General features: G+C 71.5%; 9 protein-coding genes. 2 read left to right on the top strand and 7 right to left on the bottom strand.

Annotated features, from left to right (window positions below):
* Entirely contained in the window at window positions 1-2,367 is a 2,367-nt protein-coding gene (locus IEZ09_RS09655; RefSeq protein ID WP_189253282.1) for an AfsR/SARP family transcriptional regulator, read from the bottom strand.
* Between the two features lie 191 nt (window positions 2,368-2,558).
* Complete coding sequence (locus IEZ09_RS09660; protein WP_189253283.1) at window positions 2,559-6,290, bottom strand: non-ribosomal peptide synthetase; 3,732 nt, start codon at window positions 6,288-6,290, stop codon at window positions 2,559-2,561.
* A 184-nt stretch (window positions 6,291-6,474) separates the two neighbouring features.
* Between IEZ09_RS09660 and IEZ09_RS09665 the strand changes: the two genes are divergently transcribed.
* Window positions 6,475-10,497: a non-ribosomal peptide synthetase gene (locus IEZ09_RS09665; protein ID WP_189253284.1), complete on the top strand. Its 4,023-nt coding sequence runs from the start codon at window positions 6,475-6,477 to the stop codon at window positions 10,495-10,497.
* Window positions 10,498-10,501: 4 nt separating this feature from the next.
* On the top strand, window positions 10,502-11,014 hold the full coding sequence (locus tag IEZ09_RS09670; protein ID WP_189253285.1) for a class I SAM-dependent methyltransferase: 513 nt from the start codon (window positions 10,502-10,504) through the stop codon (window positions 11,012-11,014).
* Here IEZ09_RS09670 and IEZ09_RS09675 read toward each other — a convergent pair.
* From IEZ09_RS09675 to IEZ09_RS09695, 5 genes are read right to left on the bottom strand one after another with little or no spacing between them, the layout of a single operon-like run.
* Window positions 11,001-11,246 carry an acyl carrier protein gene (locus IEZ09_RS09675; RefSeq protein ID WP_189253286.1) on the bottom strand — a complete coding sequence of 82 codons (246 nt, stop codon included), beginning with the start codon at window positions 11,244-11,246 and terminating at the stop codon, window positions 11,001-11,003. The two genes, IEZ09_RS09670 and IEZ09_RS09675, sit on opposite strands and share 14 nt — an antisense overlap.
* The gene (locus IEZ09_RS09680; protein WP_189253287.1) at window positions 11,239-12,909 is read right to left on the bottom strand and encodes an HAD-IIIC family phosphatase; all 1,671 of its coding nucleotides are present in this window, start codon (window positions 12,907-12,909) and stop codon (window positions 11,239-11,241) included. The genes IEZ09_RS09675 and IEZ09_RS09680 overlap by 8 nt, the downstream gene beginning before the upstream one ends.
* 2 nt (window positions 12,910-12,911) lie before the next feature.
* Entirely contained in the window at window positions 12,912-13,910 is a 999-nt protein-coding gene (locus IEZ09_RS09685) for a 3-oxoacyl-ACP synthase III family protein (protein WP_189253288.1), read from the bottom strand.
* The gene (locus IEZ09_RS09690; RefSeq protein ID WP_189253289.1) at window positions 13,907-15,703 is read right to left on the bottom strand and encodes a GNAT family N-acetyltransferase; all 1,797 of its coding nucleotides are present in this window, start codon (window positions 15,701-15,703) and stop codon (window positions 13,907-13,909) included. Before IEZ09_RS09690 ends, IEZ09_RS09685 begins: the two co-directional genes overlap by 4 nt.
* Window positions 15,704-15,712: 9 nt before the next feature.
* Window positions 15,713-16,924 (bottom strand): MFS transporter, encoded by a 1,212-nt coding sequence (locus tag IEZ09_RS09695; protein WP_189253290.1) that lies wholly within the window; start codon window positions 16,922-16,924, stop codon window positions 15,713-15,715.

Genomic DNA, 16,924 nt, shown 5'->3' on the forward strand with positions numbered 1-16,924 from the left:
TCAGCGACCTGCCCGTTCCAGCACGGCCAGTGTGAGCGCTTCCGCGGTCCGATGGCCGGTCTCCCGGTGGATGGCGAGGGCGCGCAGCGCGTGGTCCCTCCCGAGGTTGCCGAGCACGGCCGCCTGCGCCTCGACCCAGCCGGCCTGTCGCGCGAGGAGGTGTGCGTGCGTGTAGTGCCGCACGGCTTCGCGGTACCGGCTCTGCCGGAAGTACAGGTCGGCGAGGCTGAGCCGGGCGGTGGCCCGCGCGCGGGGTTCGCCCGCCTCCTCGGCCGCGGCCAGTCCCGCTTCCGCCGTGGCCTGCCATTCGACCCTGCGCGTGGACATCCAGAAGTAGCCGCGCAGGGCGTCGGCGATCAGCCAGGCCGCGGGACGCGGGCCCGATCGGACCGCCGCGACGAGGTTGCCCCGTTCGGTGTCCAGCCAGCTCGCGGCCTCCGCCGGTCCGGTGACGCCGGAAGGCGTCCGCGCGTCGAGATCGGGAACCGGCAGCCGCAGCATGTGCGGGTAGAGCAACCGGGCGGCGCCGTCGACCGCGTTCAGGTACCAGTCGTACAGGCGGTGGAGAGCGGCCTCGCGGTCCGGCTCCGCCTGTTCGGCCGCGTACCGGCGAAGCAGGTCGTGGAAGCTGTAGCGGCCGGGCGTCTGCAGTTCGACGAGATGGGCACCGGCGAGCCGGTCGAGCGAGCGTTCCGGGTCCGTGCCGGTGAGGGCCGCGATCGCCTCCGTGCTCGCGTCGAGGCCGGGGATGAGGCTCAGCAGGCGGAACAGCCGCCGCGCCTCGTGCGGCAGTGCCGCGTAGGAGAGGTCGAAGGCGGCTCGCACCGCGGCCTGCTCGTCGCCCGGCACCTCGAGGGCGGTCAGCACGTTGCCCTCCCTCAGTTCCGCGACGTAGTCCTCGATCCCGTGGCCGGGGCGGTCAGAGAGGTTGGCGGCCGCGATCCGCAACGCCAGCGGCAGGTACGCGCACAGCTTGGCGAACTCCGCGGCCGCCGCCGGTTCGGCGCGGACCCTGCGCGGCCCCAGCACGCAGCGGAGCAACTCCAGCGCGTCGTCGGGGCTCAGCACGTCGAGCGTGATCTGCCGGGCCCCGTGCATCGCGACGAGACCGGTCATCCGATCGCGGCCGGTCACCACGACCAGGCAGCCCCGACCGGCGGGGAGCAGCGGCCGGACCTGGTCCGGGCCCGCGGCGTTGTCCAGCAGCACCAGCATCTTCCGGTCGGTCGTCAGCGTCCGGAACATGGCCGACGCCGTCTCCACGTCCACCGGCACCCGTTCGGCGGGAACGTCCAGCGCGGACAGGAACCCGGCGAGCACCTCGATCGGTGCCGCCGCCCCCGCACTGGTGTGCCCGCGCAGGTTCGCGTAGAGCTGCCCGTCGGGGAACCGGTCGCTGACGCTGTGTCCCCAGTGCACGGCCAGCGCCGTCTTGCCGACCCCCGCGGTGCCGGAGATCGCGGCGATCGTCATCGCCCCGCCGGGACGTTCCGCCGCCAGCTCGTCCAATGTGGACAACTGGGCCGTGCGGCCGGTGAAGCCGGACGGCTGCGCGGGCAGTTGCCGCGGCACCGCCGGAACAGCGCGCGGCTGCGCCGTGCTCGTGCTGCCGTCGTCGTGGAGCAGAGTCGCGTGGGCGGCGCGGAGCTCCGGCCCCGGGTCGATGCCGAGTTCCTCGACGAGCCTGTCCCGCACCTCGTGGTAGGTCTGGAAGGCCTTGGCCCGGTGCCCTGCCGCGTGGTACGCGCGGATCAGGCGCGCCTGCGCGGACTCGTCCAGCGGCTGTTCGGCCGCGGCCTCCGCCATCTCCGGCAGCACCTCCGCCGCGGCACCGATCGCGATCATCGCGTCACCGTGGCGGGCGACCACCTCCCGGTGCTTCGCGATCAGCGACACGACCTTGGGATGCGTCGCGAGCAGCGGGATGTCCGCGACCGGCCGGCCGTGCCACAACGCGAGCGCCTCGCCCAGACCGGCGGCGGCGCGGTCCCACTCGTCGTTGCGGTAGGCCTCGTTCGCCTCCGCGACGAGCAGGCGGAACGCCGTCAGGTCGACGGTCACCGCCGCCTGGTTCACGGCGTAGCCGCCGTTGACGTACGGCAGGACCTCGCTGCTCGACCGCGACGACCGGCCGGGTTCCAGCAACCGGCGCAGGTGTTTGACGTGGGTCTGCAGGACGTTCACGGCGCTGCGCGGCGGCCGTTCACCCCAGAGCGCGTCGACGAGGCTTCCGCTCGGCACGGTCTCGCCCTCGGCGAGCACCAGCAACCCCAGCACGGCGCGCCGGGCCGGTGGACCGAGTTCGAGTTCCGCGCCGTCTTTCCACGCCCGCATCGAACCCAGCACCTGGATTCGCACAGACCTCATTGCCACTGGTCTGAACGTAATTAACCGACCGGCCCGTCACAAGGTCCGCTCAGACCATCACTCACACAGCCAATTCGACGAACAAAATCAATGGGCGCGGCAAATGCGAAGGCCGGCGTGAATCGTGTTGCGCGCCTCCGGCTTGATGTGCGGATCAGGAGCCTTCCCCGCCGGCCGAACACCAACCGCGGCTAACAGCGGAGCAGGGCCGCCGCCCGTTCTGCGCGGATCGCGGTGGTGATCGAGCCAGGTGGGAGGTGGACGACGTGACCATTGGCGGCGGGCTGGTGTGCCAGCGCGACGATCGTGTCCGCGGCACGGGCCGGTGACGCCTGCGGGTGCGTTCGCAGGATGCAGGTGGGCAGGCCGCGCAGTGCCGCCTCGTACACCAGCGTTTCCCCGACCCTGGGCACCAGCGACGGCAGGGAATCCGGTCGCACGGTCAACGGGTACAGGCGTTCTTCCAGGGGCTCGCCTTCGGTCACGGACACGTCCGCGATCGAGACGTGGTGCAGCGGCTTGGCTTTACCGGTGGCCGCGAACCTGATCGCCTCGACCGTGGTCGCCGATGCCCGGTGCAACTCAGCGGGCGGCGCGAAGACGTCGGCCACGTGGAACACGGCGGACACCTCGCTCACCAGACGGGCGTAGCTGTCCGCGTCGAGTCCGAAGTGGACCTGGTCGAGGTGTCCGATCACGAGACGAACGCGATCGGAGGCTTGCGGCACCGCACCGCCTTCGCCGAGCAGGCAGCTGACGACGACGTCCTGCTCGGCGAGCACGCTGTGCAGCACGGCGGCACCGAGTGGTTCGGCGGCACCGAGCAGCAGGACGTGCCGCGGGTGCCAGCCGTCGGGATGTGGTTGTCCCACCACGATGTCGGCGGGAAGAGTCGCGGCGCGTCCCACCTCGCGGATCAGGTCGTGGTCGGCAGAGCCCGTCACCTCTGGGGTGGATCGCACCGCCGCGACGAGCCCGAAGGCGGTCGGGGACTCGAACACCCTGCGCAGTTCGAGGCGGGTGCCGGTGGCCTCCTCGACGGCGGCCACCAGTTGCACCGCCGTCAGCGAACTGCCGCCGTGCTGAAAGAAGTCGTCGGTCATGCCCAGGCCGGGCACGTCCAGCACCTGGCGGAAGCAGTCGAGCACCGCCCGTTCCAGCTCGTCGGCGGGAGGGACGTGATCCGCGGTGTTCGGGCGTGCGGCCAGGCTGGACAGGGCCGCGCGGTCGAGTTTGCCGTTGGCGGTGGTCGGGAGCTCGTCGAGGACCGTGAGGGCGGCGGGGATCAGGTAGGCGGGCAGTGACCTGGAGAGGTGGTCTTTCAGCGCGGTCAGCGTGGGCGCGGGGCCGTCGGGGACGACGCAGGCCACCAGGTGGTCGGAGCGGGCCACGACAGCGCAGGCGGCGACGGCGGGGTGGGTGGCCAGGTGTGCCTCGACCTCGCCCGGTTCCACGCGGTGGCCCAGGACCTTGACCTGGTGGTCGTTGCGGCCCGCGAAGACCAGGGTGCCGTCGGGACGCAGGCGGCCGAGGTCGCCGGTGCGGTACATCCGCCCGCCGTCCGGGTCCGGGACGAAGCGGTCCGCGGTCAGGGCGGGTTGGTTCAGGTAGCCGTGGGCCACGCCGGATCCGCCCAGGTGGATCTCGCCCAGGACGCCGGGAGGAACCGGTCGCAGGTTCCGGTCCAGGACTCGCACGGTGGTGTTGGCGAGCGGGTGGCCCAGGGTGACCTCGCCGTCGACCCGGCTGATCGCCGACCAGATGGTCGTCTCCGTGGGGCCGTAGAGGTTCCACACCTCGTGGTCCGTGGTCAGGCGGTCGGCCAGTGCGGCGGGCAGGGCTTCTCCGCCGCAGAGCACGCGCAGCGGGCGGGTGGCGGTCCAGCCGGAGTCCAGCAGCCAGCGCCACGTCGACGGGGTGGCCTGGACGACCGTCGCGGTGCCGATCAGCTCACCGAGCAGTTCCGGTTCGCTGATCTGGTCGTCGGACGCGATCACCACCTGCGCGCCGGCCACCAGTGGTGCGAACAGTTCCAGCACCGAGATGTCGAACGACGTGGTGGTGACGGCGACCAGCCGGTCGGACGGCGTCAGCCCCGGTTCGGCGATGATCGACAGGAGCAGGTTGACGACGGCGCGGTGCGGCACGACGACGCCCTTGGGGTGGCCGGTCGAGCCCGAGGTGAACATGACGTAGGCGGGATCCTCGCCACCGCAACGAACTCCAGCCGTGCGCGCCGTGCTGGTGGCGGTGCCGGTCAGCACCACTCGCGCGCCCGCGTCGTCGATCATCCGCTGCCTGCGGTCGGGCGGCAGGCGGTGGTCGAGCGGGAGGTAGGCGGCACCGGCGAGCCAGACGCCGAGCAGCGCGGCGGGCAGTTCGGCCGTGCGGGGCAACTGCACTCCGACCACGTCACCACGGCGCACACCCTTGTACGCCAGCAGTGCCGCGATGTCCGACGCCTTGTCCCACAGCTGCCGATAGGTGAGCACGCGGGACTGATCGGCCACCGCGGTGCGGTCCGGGTGGGCGATCACCTGCTGCCTGACGAGATCGGCGACCGTGGCGTTCGGGATCGGCATCTCCCTGCCGCGCAGCAGGCTCACCTCGCCGGGCAGCATGATGTCCAATTCGGACAGAGGGGCGGTGCCGGGTGCCTCGGTGAGCCAGTGCAGGGCCCGCACCACCCGGTCCAGCAGGGATCGGGCGGTGGAGTGGTCGAAGAGGTCGGCGTTGTACTCGAGGTCGAGCCGCATCTCGCCGGCCGTCTCCTCGGCGTCGAGGGTCAGGTCGTACTTGGCGACGCCGGTGTCGAGCCGCCACTCGGTGATCTCCAGGCCGGGACAGGTCAGCTTCGGCTGCTCGACGTCCTGCAACGCCAGCATGGCCTGGAACACCGGCGGGCGGGACAGGTCGCGTCCGGGCGCGAGGCGCTCGACGACGCGCTCGAACGGCGCTTCCTGGTGCGCGTAGGCGTCCAGGCAGACGTGGCGCATCCGGCCGAGCAGCTCGGTGATCGCGGGGTCGCCGGACAGGTCGACGCGCAGCGGCAGCACGTCGACGAAGCAGCCCACCAGCGGATGTGTCTCGGGCGCTGTCCGTCCGGCCGTCGGCGTGCCGATCACCAGATCGGCCTGGTCCGCGAGTCTGCCCAGCACGGCCGAGTACGCGGCCAGCAGCATCATGAACCGGCTGATGCCGAGCCGTCGGCAGCGTTCCCGCAGCGCCATCGTCGTGGTGCCGTCCAGCTGCCGCTGGACGCGGGCGCCCCGGTAGGTCTGCACGCGGGGACGAGGCCGGTCGGCGGGCAGCTCCAGCGCGGGCGGTGCGGCGGCGAGGACGTCGCACCAGTGCCGGAGCTCGGCTTCGAGCCGTTCGCCGGAGAGCTGTTCCCGTTGCCACAGCGCGAAGTCGCCGTACTGGGCGGTGAGCACCGGCAGGTCCGGTGGCGCGCCCTCGACCTCGGCGCGGTACAGCGCGATGATCTCCTGTGCCAGCACGGCCGTCGACCAGCCGTCGCAGATCGCGTGGTGCAGCACGATGAGCAGCACGTGCGTCCGCGGGTCGATGCGCAGGACGGTGTGGCGCACGGGAGCCGTGGCCCACAGGTCGAACGGGCGCCGCGCCAGGTCCCTGACCGTTGTCTCCAGCTCGTCGGTACCGCTCAAGATCACCAGCTTCAGCTCGGGATCCGCGTGCGCGGTGACGATCTGCACCGGGGCGTTGCGGTCGAGTCTGGTGCGCAGGATCTCGTGCCGTCGCGTGAGCGTGGTCAGGGCGCGCCGCAACGCCTCCACGTCCAGCGGTCCGCCGATGCGCAGGGCGATCGGGACGTGGTACGCCGGATTCCCGGTTTCCAGCTGCTCCAGCAACCACAGCCGGGTCTGCTGAAAGGACAGCGGGAACACGTACTCCTCGCCCATCGGGACCCCCATCCCCTTCCGCAGGCGGCAGAATCAGCCTTTCGAATGACCATTGTCCGCAGGCCCGCACATGCCACGCACATGCGGCGCACTTCCCTTGTGCCACAACCTTGACCGCGTTCCGCAACGGCCGTTACGTTCCTCGCCGATTGCCTGATGACGGCGATTTCAGGGGGACTCGGCGATGAAGACCAATCTGTCCGCGCGTCAGCAAAGCCTGCTGCTTACCGGTTCCGGGCTCGAACAGTCCACTGTGCACGCAGCGTTCGACATCACGGGGGCACTGGATGTCGAAGATCTGCACCGGAAAGCGGCGGCCTTGGTCGGCCGGAGCGAGGCGCTGCGCACGTTCTTCCGTTCCGTCGAGGACCGGCCCGTGCGGCTGGTGTCCCGCGACGCGGAGCTGCCGATCGCGGTGACCGAAGGGGATCCGGAGACGTGGCTGGCCGAGAACGCCGCCGCCGGCATCGACGTGACCACCGCGCCGCTGTGCCGCCTGTCGCTGTGCCGCGTCGCCGAGAACCACCACGTTCTGCTGGCCGTGATGCACCGCGCGATCGCCGGCGACACGACCCCGAGCGTGCTGGTCAGCGAACTGTTCGGCGCCACGCCCTCGGTCGCCGGGCCGGACGTCGCCGCCGAGCAGGACCTCCTCGACAGCGCCGCGGGCAGGGCCGCCGTCGAGCGGTGGGCAGCGCGGCTGGCGGACTGCCCACCCCGGACGTCCGAGGAACAGCCGACCTCCGCCACCACCGCCCTGCGGCTCGATCCGCTCGACGACCCGGCCGTCCCCGCGCTCACCGCACTGGCCGCGCTGCTCCACCGCCTCACCGGCAGGTCCGACGTCGTCATCGGCCTGTCCGACGCGACGGCCGACCGCGTGCCGGTCCGGATCGGCCTCTCCGGCGACCCCACGTTCCGCGAGCTGAGCGACCGGGTCAGCGAGGCGGTGCGGGACGCGTTGGAGGACAGCCACATCCCGGCCGAGGTGATCACCCGCCGGATGGGCGGCGACGTGCGCCACGCCCAGCTGGTCGTCGACGCCGTCGCACAACCACCGGCCGTCACCCGGCTCCCGTCCGGCACGACCGATCCCGGCGAGCCCGTGACGCTCCACCTGATGCGCACCCGCGACGGCTGGACCGCGGTCCTCGACAACGCACCGGACCGCTGGGCCACCAGGCTCGCGCAACTGCTGACGGTCTCCCCGGACGCGCCACTGTCCACAGCGGACTGCATTCCCGCCGCCGAACACGAGCAACTCGACTCGTGGTCATCCGGCCCGAGAACAGACCCGACCGACGATCTCGTGCACGAGCTGATCGCCCGGCGGGCCGAGTCCGACCCGCACGGCATCGCCGTGTCGTTCGGCACCAGCACCATGACCTTCCGCGAACTCGACGAGCGCAGTAACGGCATCGCGGCCGCGCTGCAGGCTCGCGGCGCCGGTCCCGAGACGATCGTCGGTGTCCTGCTCCGCCGCGGCCTCGACGTCCCGGCGACACTGCTGGGCGTGCTGAAGTCCGGCGCCGCCTACCTGCCGCTCGATCCCTCACATCCGGCGGAACGGCTGGCGTTCATGCTCGCCGACAGCGACACCCAGGTGCTGATCACCGACGGGAACGCACCCGCCGGGTACAACGGCGACATCATCGACCTCGCGACCGTCGGCACTGGGAAGGCCGCGACCGGACGGCCTCATCCGGACAACGCGGCCTACGTGCTCTACACCTCGGGCTCGACCGGGCGGCCGAAAGGTGTGCTGGTGCCCCACCGCGGACTTTCCAACTACGTGCGCTGGGCCGTCGACGAGTACGGCTTCACCGAGGGCGGTCGCGTTCCCCTGCACTCCCCCGTCACGTTCGACCTGTCCGTGACGTCGATCTTCCCCGCCTTCGTCGCCGGTGCGACGGTGGCGATCCTGCCGGAGGACGTCGGTGAGCTGGCCGCGGCACTGCGCGGCGCACAGCACAGCGTCGTCAAACTCACCCCCGCCCACCTCGACCTGCTCTCCGCCCAGGCAACGGCCTCGGCACCACGGCTCGTCGTCGGTGGCGAGGCGCTGTTCGGCTCCACCCTGCGCCAGTGGGCGGAGAAGGCACCGGACACCCTGATCGTCAACGAGTACGGCCCCACGGAAACGGTCGTGGGATGTTGCACGCACACCGTGAAGGCACGCGACGCGGAACCCGGCCCGGTGCCGATCGGCAGGCCGATCCACAACACCCGGCTGCGCGTGCTCGACGACCAGCTCCGGCCGGTGCCGATCGGTGTCCCCGGCGAGCTGTTCATCGGCGGTGCCGGGGTGACGAGGGGCTACCTCGGGCAGCCCGCGCTCACCGCCGAACGCTACGTGCCGGATCCGTTCAGCGGCACCGGCGAGCGCCTGTACCGCACGGGTGATGTGGTGCGGTACCGCGCGAACGGCGACCTGGAGTACCTCGGCCGCACCGACCACCAGGTCAAGGTCCGCGGCCACCGGATCGAACCGGGCGAGGTCGAGGCGTGCCTGGAGCGGCACCCCGGCGTCCGGTCGGCGACGGTGCTCGCCAGGGAGGACGTCCCCGGCGACGTCCGGCTCGTCGCGTACGTCGTGCCGGCGGGACCGACGACGGACCTCGCCGAGCACGTCCGCGAGTTCCTGCCCTCCTACATGGCACCGAGCGCCTATGTGCTGCTCGACGAGTTCCCGTTGACGCACAACGGAAAGGTCGACCGCGACCGGCTGCCCGCTCCCACCGCGGGCTCACACATCGGCGACGAACCGTTGACCGGCCTGGAAGCCGAACTGATGACCGAAGTCGCCGAGGTCCTCGGCCTGCAGGGCATCGGCCGCCGTGACGACTTCTTCGACCTCGGCGGGCACTCCCTGCTGCTGGCCAGGCTGTCCGCCCGGTTGTCCGCGAGGTACTCGCTCGACCTCCCGATCGAGCTGTTCTTCCGCAGGGCGAGCGTGGCGGGGCTGGCCCGGCTCATCGAGGTGTACCAGGCAGACGGCAGGGAGGCGGCCATCGCGTCGGCCGACCGCCCCGACCTGCACGCCGAGGCCGAGCTTCCACCCGAACTCACGCCGGAAGGCCTGCCGCTCGCGGACATCGAGCAGCCCCGGCACGTTCTCCTGACCGGCGTGACCGGGTTCCTCGGCGCGTTCCTGCTGCACGCCCTGCTCCAGCGGACCGGCGCGACCTTCCACTGCCTCGTCCGCGCGTCCACCGCCGACGAGGCCGCCCGGCGCGTGCGGGCCACCTTGAGCGGCTTCGGGATCTGGTCCGAGACGGACGCGCACCGGATCGTCGCCGTGCCCGGCGACCTGGAGAAGCCGGAGTTCGGCCTGTCCCCCGGCGACTTCGACGCGCTCGCCGCCAGGATCGACGTGATCTACCACAGCGGCGCGCAGGTCAACTTCGTCTACCCCTACCACGTGCTCAAGCCCGCCAACGTCGACGGCACGCGGACCGTGCTCGAACTGGCGTGCCGCGGCCGGGCGAAGGCGGTGCACCACATCTCCGCCATCGACGTGTTCGTGCGCGGCGAGGACAGGCTCATCAGGGAGAACGAGGCACCCGACGCCAGCGTCGCGGCGGGTGGCTACATCCAGAGCAAGTGGGTCGCGGAGAAGATGATGTGCACCCTGCGCGACCGAGGCCTCCCCGTTGCGATCTACCGCCCGTGGGTGGTCCTCGGCCACACCGAGACCGGTGTCTCGCACACCACCGACTACACGTGCGTGGTGCTCAAGGGATGCATCCAGCTCGGTGCCGGGCTCGACCACGACATGGTGGTCAACTTCATGCCCGTCGACTACGTCAGCTCGGCCATCGCGCACCTCTCTCGTCAGCCCGAGTCGTTCGGCAAGGTCTTCCACTTCTCCAACCACCGCACCGCCGAGCTGCGCGACGTCTGGCAGTGGGTGCGCGAGTTCGGTTATCCGGTCGAGGACTTCACCTACCACGACTGGCAGCGGCGGATCGCCGGAGTCGACGCGGACAACGCGCTCTACCCCGTGGTGCCGCTGCTGACCGGTGAGCACGCCGCCGATCCCGACCGCTACCCCGAGGAGACCCGGCCGCGGATCGACACCACCAACACCGACGCCGGGCTGGCCGGCTCGGGCATCACCTGCCCACCGGTCGACCGCGACCTCGGCTTCCGGATCCTCACCTATCTGGTCGAGTCCGGCTATCTGCCGCACCCCGATGCGGCGTGACTCCGTGGACCTGCACGACGCCGTGCTCAGCCGGTGCGACGGCCTCGCACCGGCCACCGTGCTCGACATCGGCTGCGGCACAGGAGCTCTGCTGGCCAGGGCCGCTCGCCGGTGGCCGGACGCGAAGCTGATCGGCGTCGACCCCGGCCTCGGCGTGCTCGACGCGGCGAGCACCGCGGTGCCGTCCGCGATCCTGCACCACGCCTGCGCCGAGGAGCTGCCGATCAACGCGGGCGCGATCGATCTCGTGGTCAGCACGACGTCCTTCGGCCACTGGGCGGATCAGGTCACGGGCCTGCGGGAGGTGGCGCGCGTGCTCGCCGACGGCGGCCGCTGTCACCTCGCCGAGCTCAGGCCGGCGCGGCTGTTCCAGCGCGTGTTCTTCCGCCTGCCCGCTTTCCGCTCGCCGGAGGAGATGCGTGTCCTCGTCACGACAGCAGGTCTCGTGTGCGACGAGTCCACGTTGGTGCGCAAGGACATCGTGCTGACCGTGGCGTCCAAGGTCACGCCGACCTGAGCCGCTCCTGCGCGATCACGTCGGCCAGTTCCGCCACCGTCTCGGTGGCCAGGTAGCGCCGCAGGTCGAGCCGCACGTTCCAGCGCGGCTCGACCTCCGCGAGCAACCGCAACGCGGCCATGCTCCCCCACTCGGCCAGCTGTTCGAACCGGGACGCCCCGGTGACCTCGTGCGGCCGGGTGCGCGACACCTCCGCGACCAGCCCGACGAGGTCGGTCAGCACGTCAGACATCAGCGGTCTCCCCCTCGATCAACGTCGCCCACGCCGGCCGCACGACGGGCGGTGGACGCAACGGCAGCGTGTAGCCGGACGGCTCACGGGTGCTGAACCCGACGGACGGGTAGAAAGCCGCAGCGGGCTGGTTGCGTTCTGACCCGAAGAAAGCGGCGTCGAGCCGTTCGGCACCAGCGGCGAAAGCTCTGTCCACCAGGGCTTGCAGCGCGGTGTGCTCGACCCCTCGCGAGAAGACCCGGCAGCTGAGGACGAAGTTGTCCACGGTCCACGCCCGCTCGCCACGGCTGACCCACATGCCGCCGACCACGCCCTCGTCGCCGAACCGGTCGGACACGGAGATCACGAGCAGCAGCCGGTCAGGAGACACCGCGTACTCCTGGGTCTCGGCTTCGGAATGCGCGCCGCGCACCATCACGAACTGGTTGGTGCGCAACGACAACTGCACCAACCGCGGCAGGTCGTACCGAGTGGCCTCGCGCACGGACACCACGAGCTCCAGCCCGTGCAGGTACTCCTCCGGCGAGCTGAACGCCGCCGAGGAGTTCCGCTCGCGCCGGGCCCGGTAGAGGTCGGTGCGGGACCGGTCGGTCTCGGTCGTGTCGAGCACCGCGAAGTGGTCGCCCGCGAGCACCAGGTCGCTGAATCCGGCCGGGTCTCCGTCCAGCGGCACCACCCGCACCGACGGCAGGGCCTCCCGCACCAGTTCGCGTTCGAACCTGCTGTCGTCCGCGAAGACGAACGAGTCGAGCCCGACGTTCAGCTCGCTCGCCAGCTCGCGGAGGTTGCCGTCCTTGGGCTGCCAGTTCACCGCCTTCGCCACGAAGTCGGCCGCGCGCAGCACCATGCCGGGGTGCTCAGCCAGCAGCTCGTCGACCACGCCCGCGGAGTTCTTGCTGGCCAGCGCGAGCAGCACTCCCTGGCGCCGCAACGCGAGCGCCCTCCGCTGCAGATCCACGTGCGCGTTGCCGGGGTAGAGCGGCCCCAGCTCGATCCCCGCGAGGCCGTCGTCGCCCACAACCCCGCCCCACAACGTGTTGTCGCCGTCGAGCACGAGCACCTTCGCCGAAAGCCCTGCCACGGCACGGCAGAACGCCGCCGCCTCCCTCGCGTACGCCCGCTCGGCCGGGGCGCTCCACGCCATCGAGGCGTAGCGGTACAGCCGCGCGTCCCGCACCGGCCCCGGCTCGTCCACCAGGACGGCCTCGAGGTCGAGCACGTGCACCGACGGATGGCGGTCCGGCAGTTCCAACAGCGCCGAGTTCAGCCGCCGCCACAGCCGGCCGAGCGCGGCACGCCCCCGGTACGACACGACGGTGCGCTGCTCGACCCGTGACAGCGGAACTGTGTGCAGCAGGACGGTTCCCCGTCCAGCGATCGCCGACTCCAGCGATTCCAGCCGAGCGCGGACGGCGTCCTCCACCGCGTCGAGCCGCGTCGGATCCCAGGCCGCCGGGAGGAACGCGCCGTCGTGCAGCAACACCAGCGTGACGTCGGGAGCGAACCGGGCGAGCCCGGAGTCCGGTGCGGTCAGCTCGGTCTCGACCTGGCCGAACGGGCACAGGTGCAGCTCCGGCTCGATCCCCGCCTGCTCCAGCGCCGACCGCAGCAGCCGCAGCACCCCGTCGGCCGTGAACGTGGCCACCACTGCCACTCGGGTCATCCTCACACCTCGATCAACGTGCAGGTCCAGTGCATTCCGCTGCCCGTGCTGGTGAGCGCGACGACATCTCCCCGCGCCACGAGATCGCGCTCCACCAGCCACGACAGTCCCAAGATCTGATCCGCGCAGCCGAGATGCCCGTGCGCGGCGGCGACATCGGCGTTCAGCGCGGACAACGGCAGCCCGAGCGCCAGCGCCAGGTCGCTCAGAGCGGTCGCGTTGTCGTTGAGGTGCACGACCCGTGACACGGCCGGCGCCCCGGCTCGTTTGCAGGCACGCTCGACGACCTCGCGGGTGCGGTCCACGGTCATCCGCCCGAACTCGACCATCGCGGCCACGTCACCGTCGAAGAACTCCGCGAGCCGCGTGAACGGGTCGCGCACCCGCGGCGGCTCACCGGTGCCGAACGGCCGGGCCGTGCCGCCGTCCAGCCGGAAGTAGTCCGCGTACCGGCCGTCGGTCAGCGTCTCGGTCACGAGCCATCGCCGGCCGGGAAAGTCCCTGCGCACCACGGCAGCGGCGGCACCGTCGCCGTTCACGCAGGTGTTGACCGCCATCCGGTTCACGTACGTCTCGCACACGCGGTTCGCGCCGATGATCAACGCGACCCGGTGCTCGGGATGGGTCGCGAACCGCCCGGCAACGGTGTCGAACGCGGTCACCGACCCGCCACAGGCCTGGTTGACCAGGATCGCCTCCGCCCGACGCGCGCCGAGCCGGTGCTGGCACGCGGCGGCAGGGTCCCAGTAGAGGTGCTCGGCGATGTCGGAGATCGCCAGCACCACCACGTCCACCTCGTCCGCGCAGACCCCGGCGGCGTCCAGGGCCCGCTGCCCCGCCGCCACGGCCAGATCGGTGATGCCTTCCGAGGTGGCCCGGTGGAACGTCCGATACCCCCACCGGGACAGTTGCCGCTGGTCGGTGACGTAATCGGCGGCAACCGCGGCCACGGACACCGGTTCGCCCAGAAAGGCCCCGAACCCGGCCACGCCGAAGCTCATGACAGCACCGCCACCCTGCCACACTCCACAATGGACCGGGCGATCTCCCCCGCTCGCACAGCAACCGTGGACAACAATCCGGAACTGATGCCGTGCGAGTGCTCGGTGGGCCCCTGCAGATAGATGCGGCACGACACGTCCGGCACGGTGCGCACCCGGTAGTCCCGGTCCACCAGCGGCCGTCCGTGATCGTCCCGCAGGCAGTACTGTCCCAGCTCGCCCAGCATCCCGAACACGTCCGCCTCGCGGTACCCAGTGGCGCACACGAGGAAGTCAGCCTCCAGCTCCGCACGTTCTCCGGTCGCCAGCGACACGACGTCGAGCAGCACACCGTCCGGCCCGGTCCGCACGTGGTCCACAGTGGACAGGTTCAGCACCTTCAGGCGCCGCTCACCGGTCACCAGCTCCTGGTAGCCACGCCGGTACAGTTCCTGGATCAGCTCCAGGTCCACCACCGAGTAGTTGGTGTTGCGGTGGTACGCGAGCACCCGTTCCTTCACCGCGTCCGGCGCGCCGTAGAACGTGTCGACCGCGGCCGGGTCGAACACCCTGTTCGCGAACGGGCTGTCGTCGGCCGGTGAGTACCCGTACCGGCCGAACACCGCGCACACCTCGGCGTGCGGATAGCGCCGGTGCACGTACTCGACGACCTCGGCGGCGCTCTGCCCGGCACCAAGCACGACGACCCTGCGCGGGTCGGAGTCCACCTTCTCCAGGCGCGACAGCAGCTCGTCGCTGTGCCACACCCGGTCCGACGGCTCGATCCCGGCGGGCAGCACGGGCCGCAGCCCGGTCGCGATCACGAGGTCCCGGCACCGCACCCGGCGGCCGAGCCTCGTGACGACCTCCACCTCGTCGACGCCCGACGCGCCCACGACCGGCCGGACGCCGACGACCTCAGCGCCGTAGTCGACCTGCGCGGCGAACCGGCTCGCCACCCACGACATGTAGTCGTTGAACTCGACCCGCGACGGGAACAGGGTCTTGTGGTTGATGAACTCCACCAGCCTGTCCTTGGCCGCGAGGTACGACAGGAACCCGTACTCGCTCGTCGGGTTGCGCATGGTCACGAGGTCCTTGAGGAACGACACCTGCACGGTCGCGCCGTCCAGCAGCATGTCCCGGTGCCAGGCGAACCCGTCCTGGCGTTCGAGGAACCGCGCGGTCACCCCGGGGTGCTCGGCGAGCGCGACCGCGAGCGCCAGGTTCGCCGGCCCGAAGCCGATGCCCACGACGTCGGCGCTCTCCTCCGCCCGCGACCTGATCAGCAGTGCCGCCTTCTTGTGCGGGAACACCACTTCCCCCGCGTGCCGGAACCCGGCGTTGCGGAAAGCCCGCTGCGAAGCCAGGTTCAGCACGTTCGGTTCCGCCACGACCTGCTCGCACTCGGGGTCGGCTGCCAGCAGCCCGTCCGCCACCGCGCGCAGCAGGGCGCTGCCCAGACCGCGTCCGACGTCCTGGGGGTCGCCGATCGCCACGTGCACACCGAGATCGTGCGATCCGGCCGGATAGTGCGCGGCGAGCCGGTCCCGCACCACGCGGTAGATCTCCAGGTACGCCACCGGGCGTCCGTCGTAGCTGGCCAGGCACGGCAGCGAGTGATCGCCCGCGAGCTGCCGCGCCAGTTCGTCCGCCCACTTCTGCCGCGGCCAGGCCTGGTCCCACGCGGCGGCCACGTGCGGGGTGTTCATCCAGCCCGCCACCAGGTCCGCGTCGTCCTGGCTCAGCGGCCGGACGCTCCACGGCGGTGGCAGCACGGGCAACGGCGGTGCATCTACCTCGGGATACGTCATCACCACTCCTCAGGCTTCGCGCAACGCGCGTTGGCCGAACCCGATCGCCGCCGTCACCAGCACACCCAGTCCGCTCACCAGGAACGCCGCCGGAGCGCCCGCACCGACCACCACCGTGCCGACGAGCACGGCCGACAGCGGGTAGGCGCCGAGCGTCACCGCGGAGAACGCCGCCATCACGCGGCCCCGCACGTCCGGCGGCGAGATCTGCTGCAGGATCGTCACGGCGAGGATGCTCAGCACCCCGGCGACCGCGCCGAGCACGAACATCGCGGCCATCGGCGCGACCGGACCGGGCAGCTGCGGGAACACGATCAGCACGGCGCCGTGGACGACCAGCAGTGCCACCGCGGCCAGGCCGCGCCGCCCGAACCCCCACAGCAGGCCCGCGATCAGCGTCCCGGCGAGCAGCCCGGCACCCTGGGCGCCGAGCAGCACACCGAACATCCGCTGGCCGTCGGCCGACCGCTCGTCCGCGAGCACCGGCAGGGCGACGTTCAGCGTGCCCGCCGACGCGAGGTGCAGCACACCCGCGATCAGCGTGATCGACAGGAAGAGCCGCGATCCCCGCACGAACGTCCAGAACCCGCCGTTGCCCTCGTCCGTGCGGACTCCCGGCCGGGAGCGCAGGAACAGCAGCGCGCAGGCGGAGAGGGCGAACGTGGCCGCGTCGATGGTGAGGACGGCCGCAGGCGTGAGCACCGCGCTGGCCAGCCCGCCGACGAACGTGCCCACCATGACGGTGAACACCAGGAGCCCCTCGCCGATCGCGTTGCCGGCCGCGAGCTCGTCCTCCTGCACGAGCGCGGGCAGCACCGCCCAGTACGCGGGCAGGAACACGCCGTCCAGCGCACCGAGCAGCACCACGCCGATCCCGAAGTGCAGCAGCTCGAACCGCTCCCCCGCGACCATCACCGCGAGCGCGGCGAGCACCGCGGCGCGGGCCACGTCGGTGCAGAGCATGACCGTGCGCGGCTGCCAGCGGTCGGCGAGCCACCCGCCGAGCGGGGACCCTGCCATGCGGGCGATCCCCAGTGCGGTGAGCATCGCGGTGAGGTCGGCCGCGTCGCCGTGCCGCAGCACCACGAACGGCAGTGCCACGACGAGCAGCATGTCGCCGAACGTGGACAGCATCTGACCACCGACCAGCCACCGGAACTCGGCGTGCCGCAGCGGCAGGAAGACTCCGCGCACGGACACCTCGGGGTTCGCCCGCGTCAC

Origin of the sequence: Lentzea flava (assembly GCF_014648475.1) — a bacterium.
GTDB lineage: Bacteria > Actinomycetota > Actinomycetes > Mycobacteriales > Pseudonocardiaceae > Lentzea > Lentzea flava.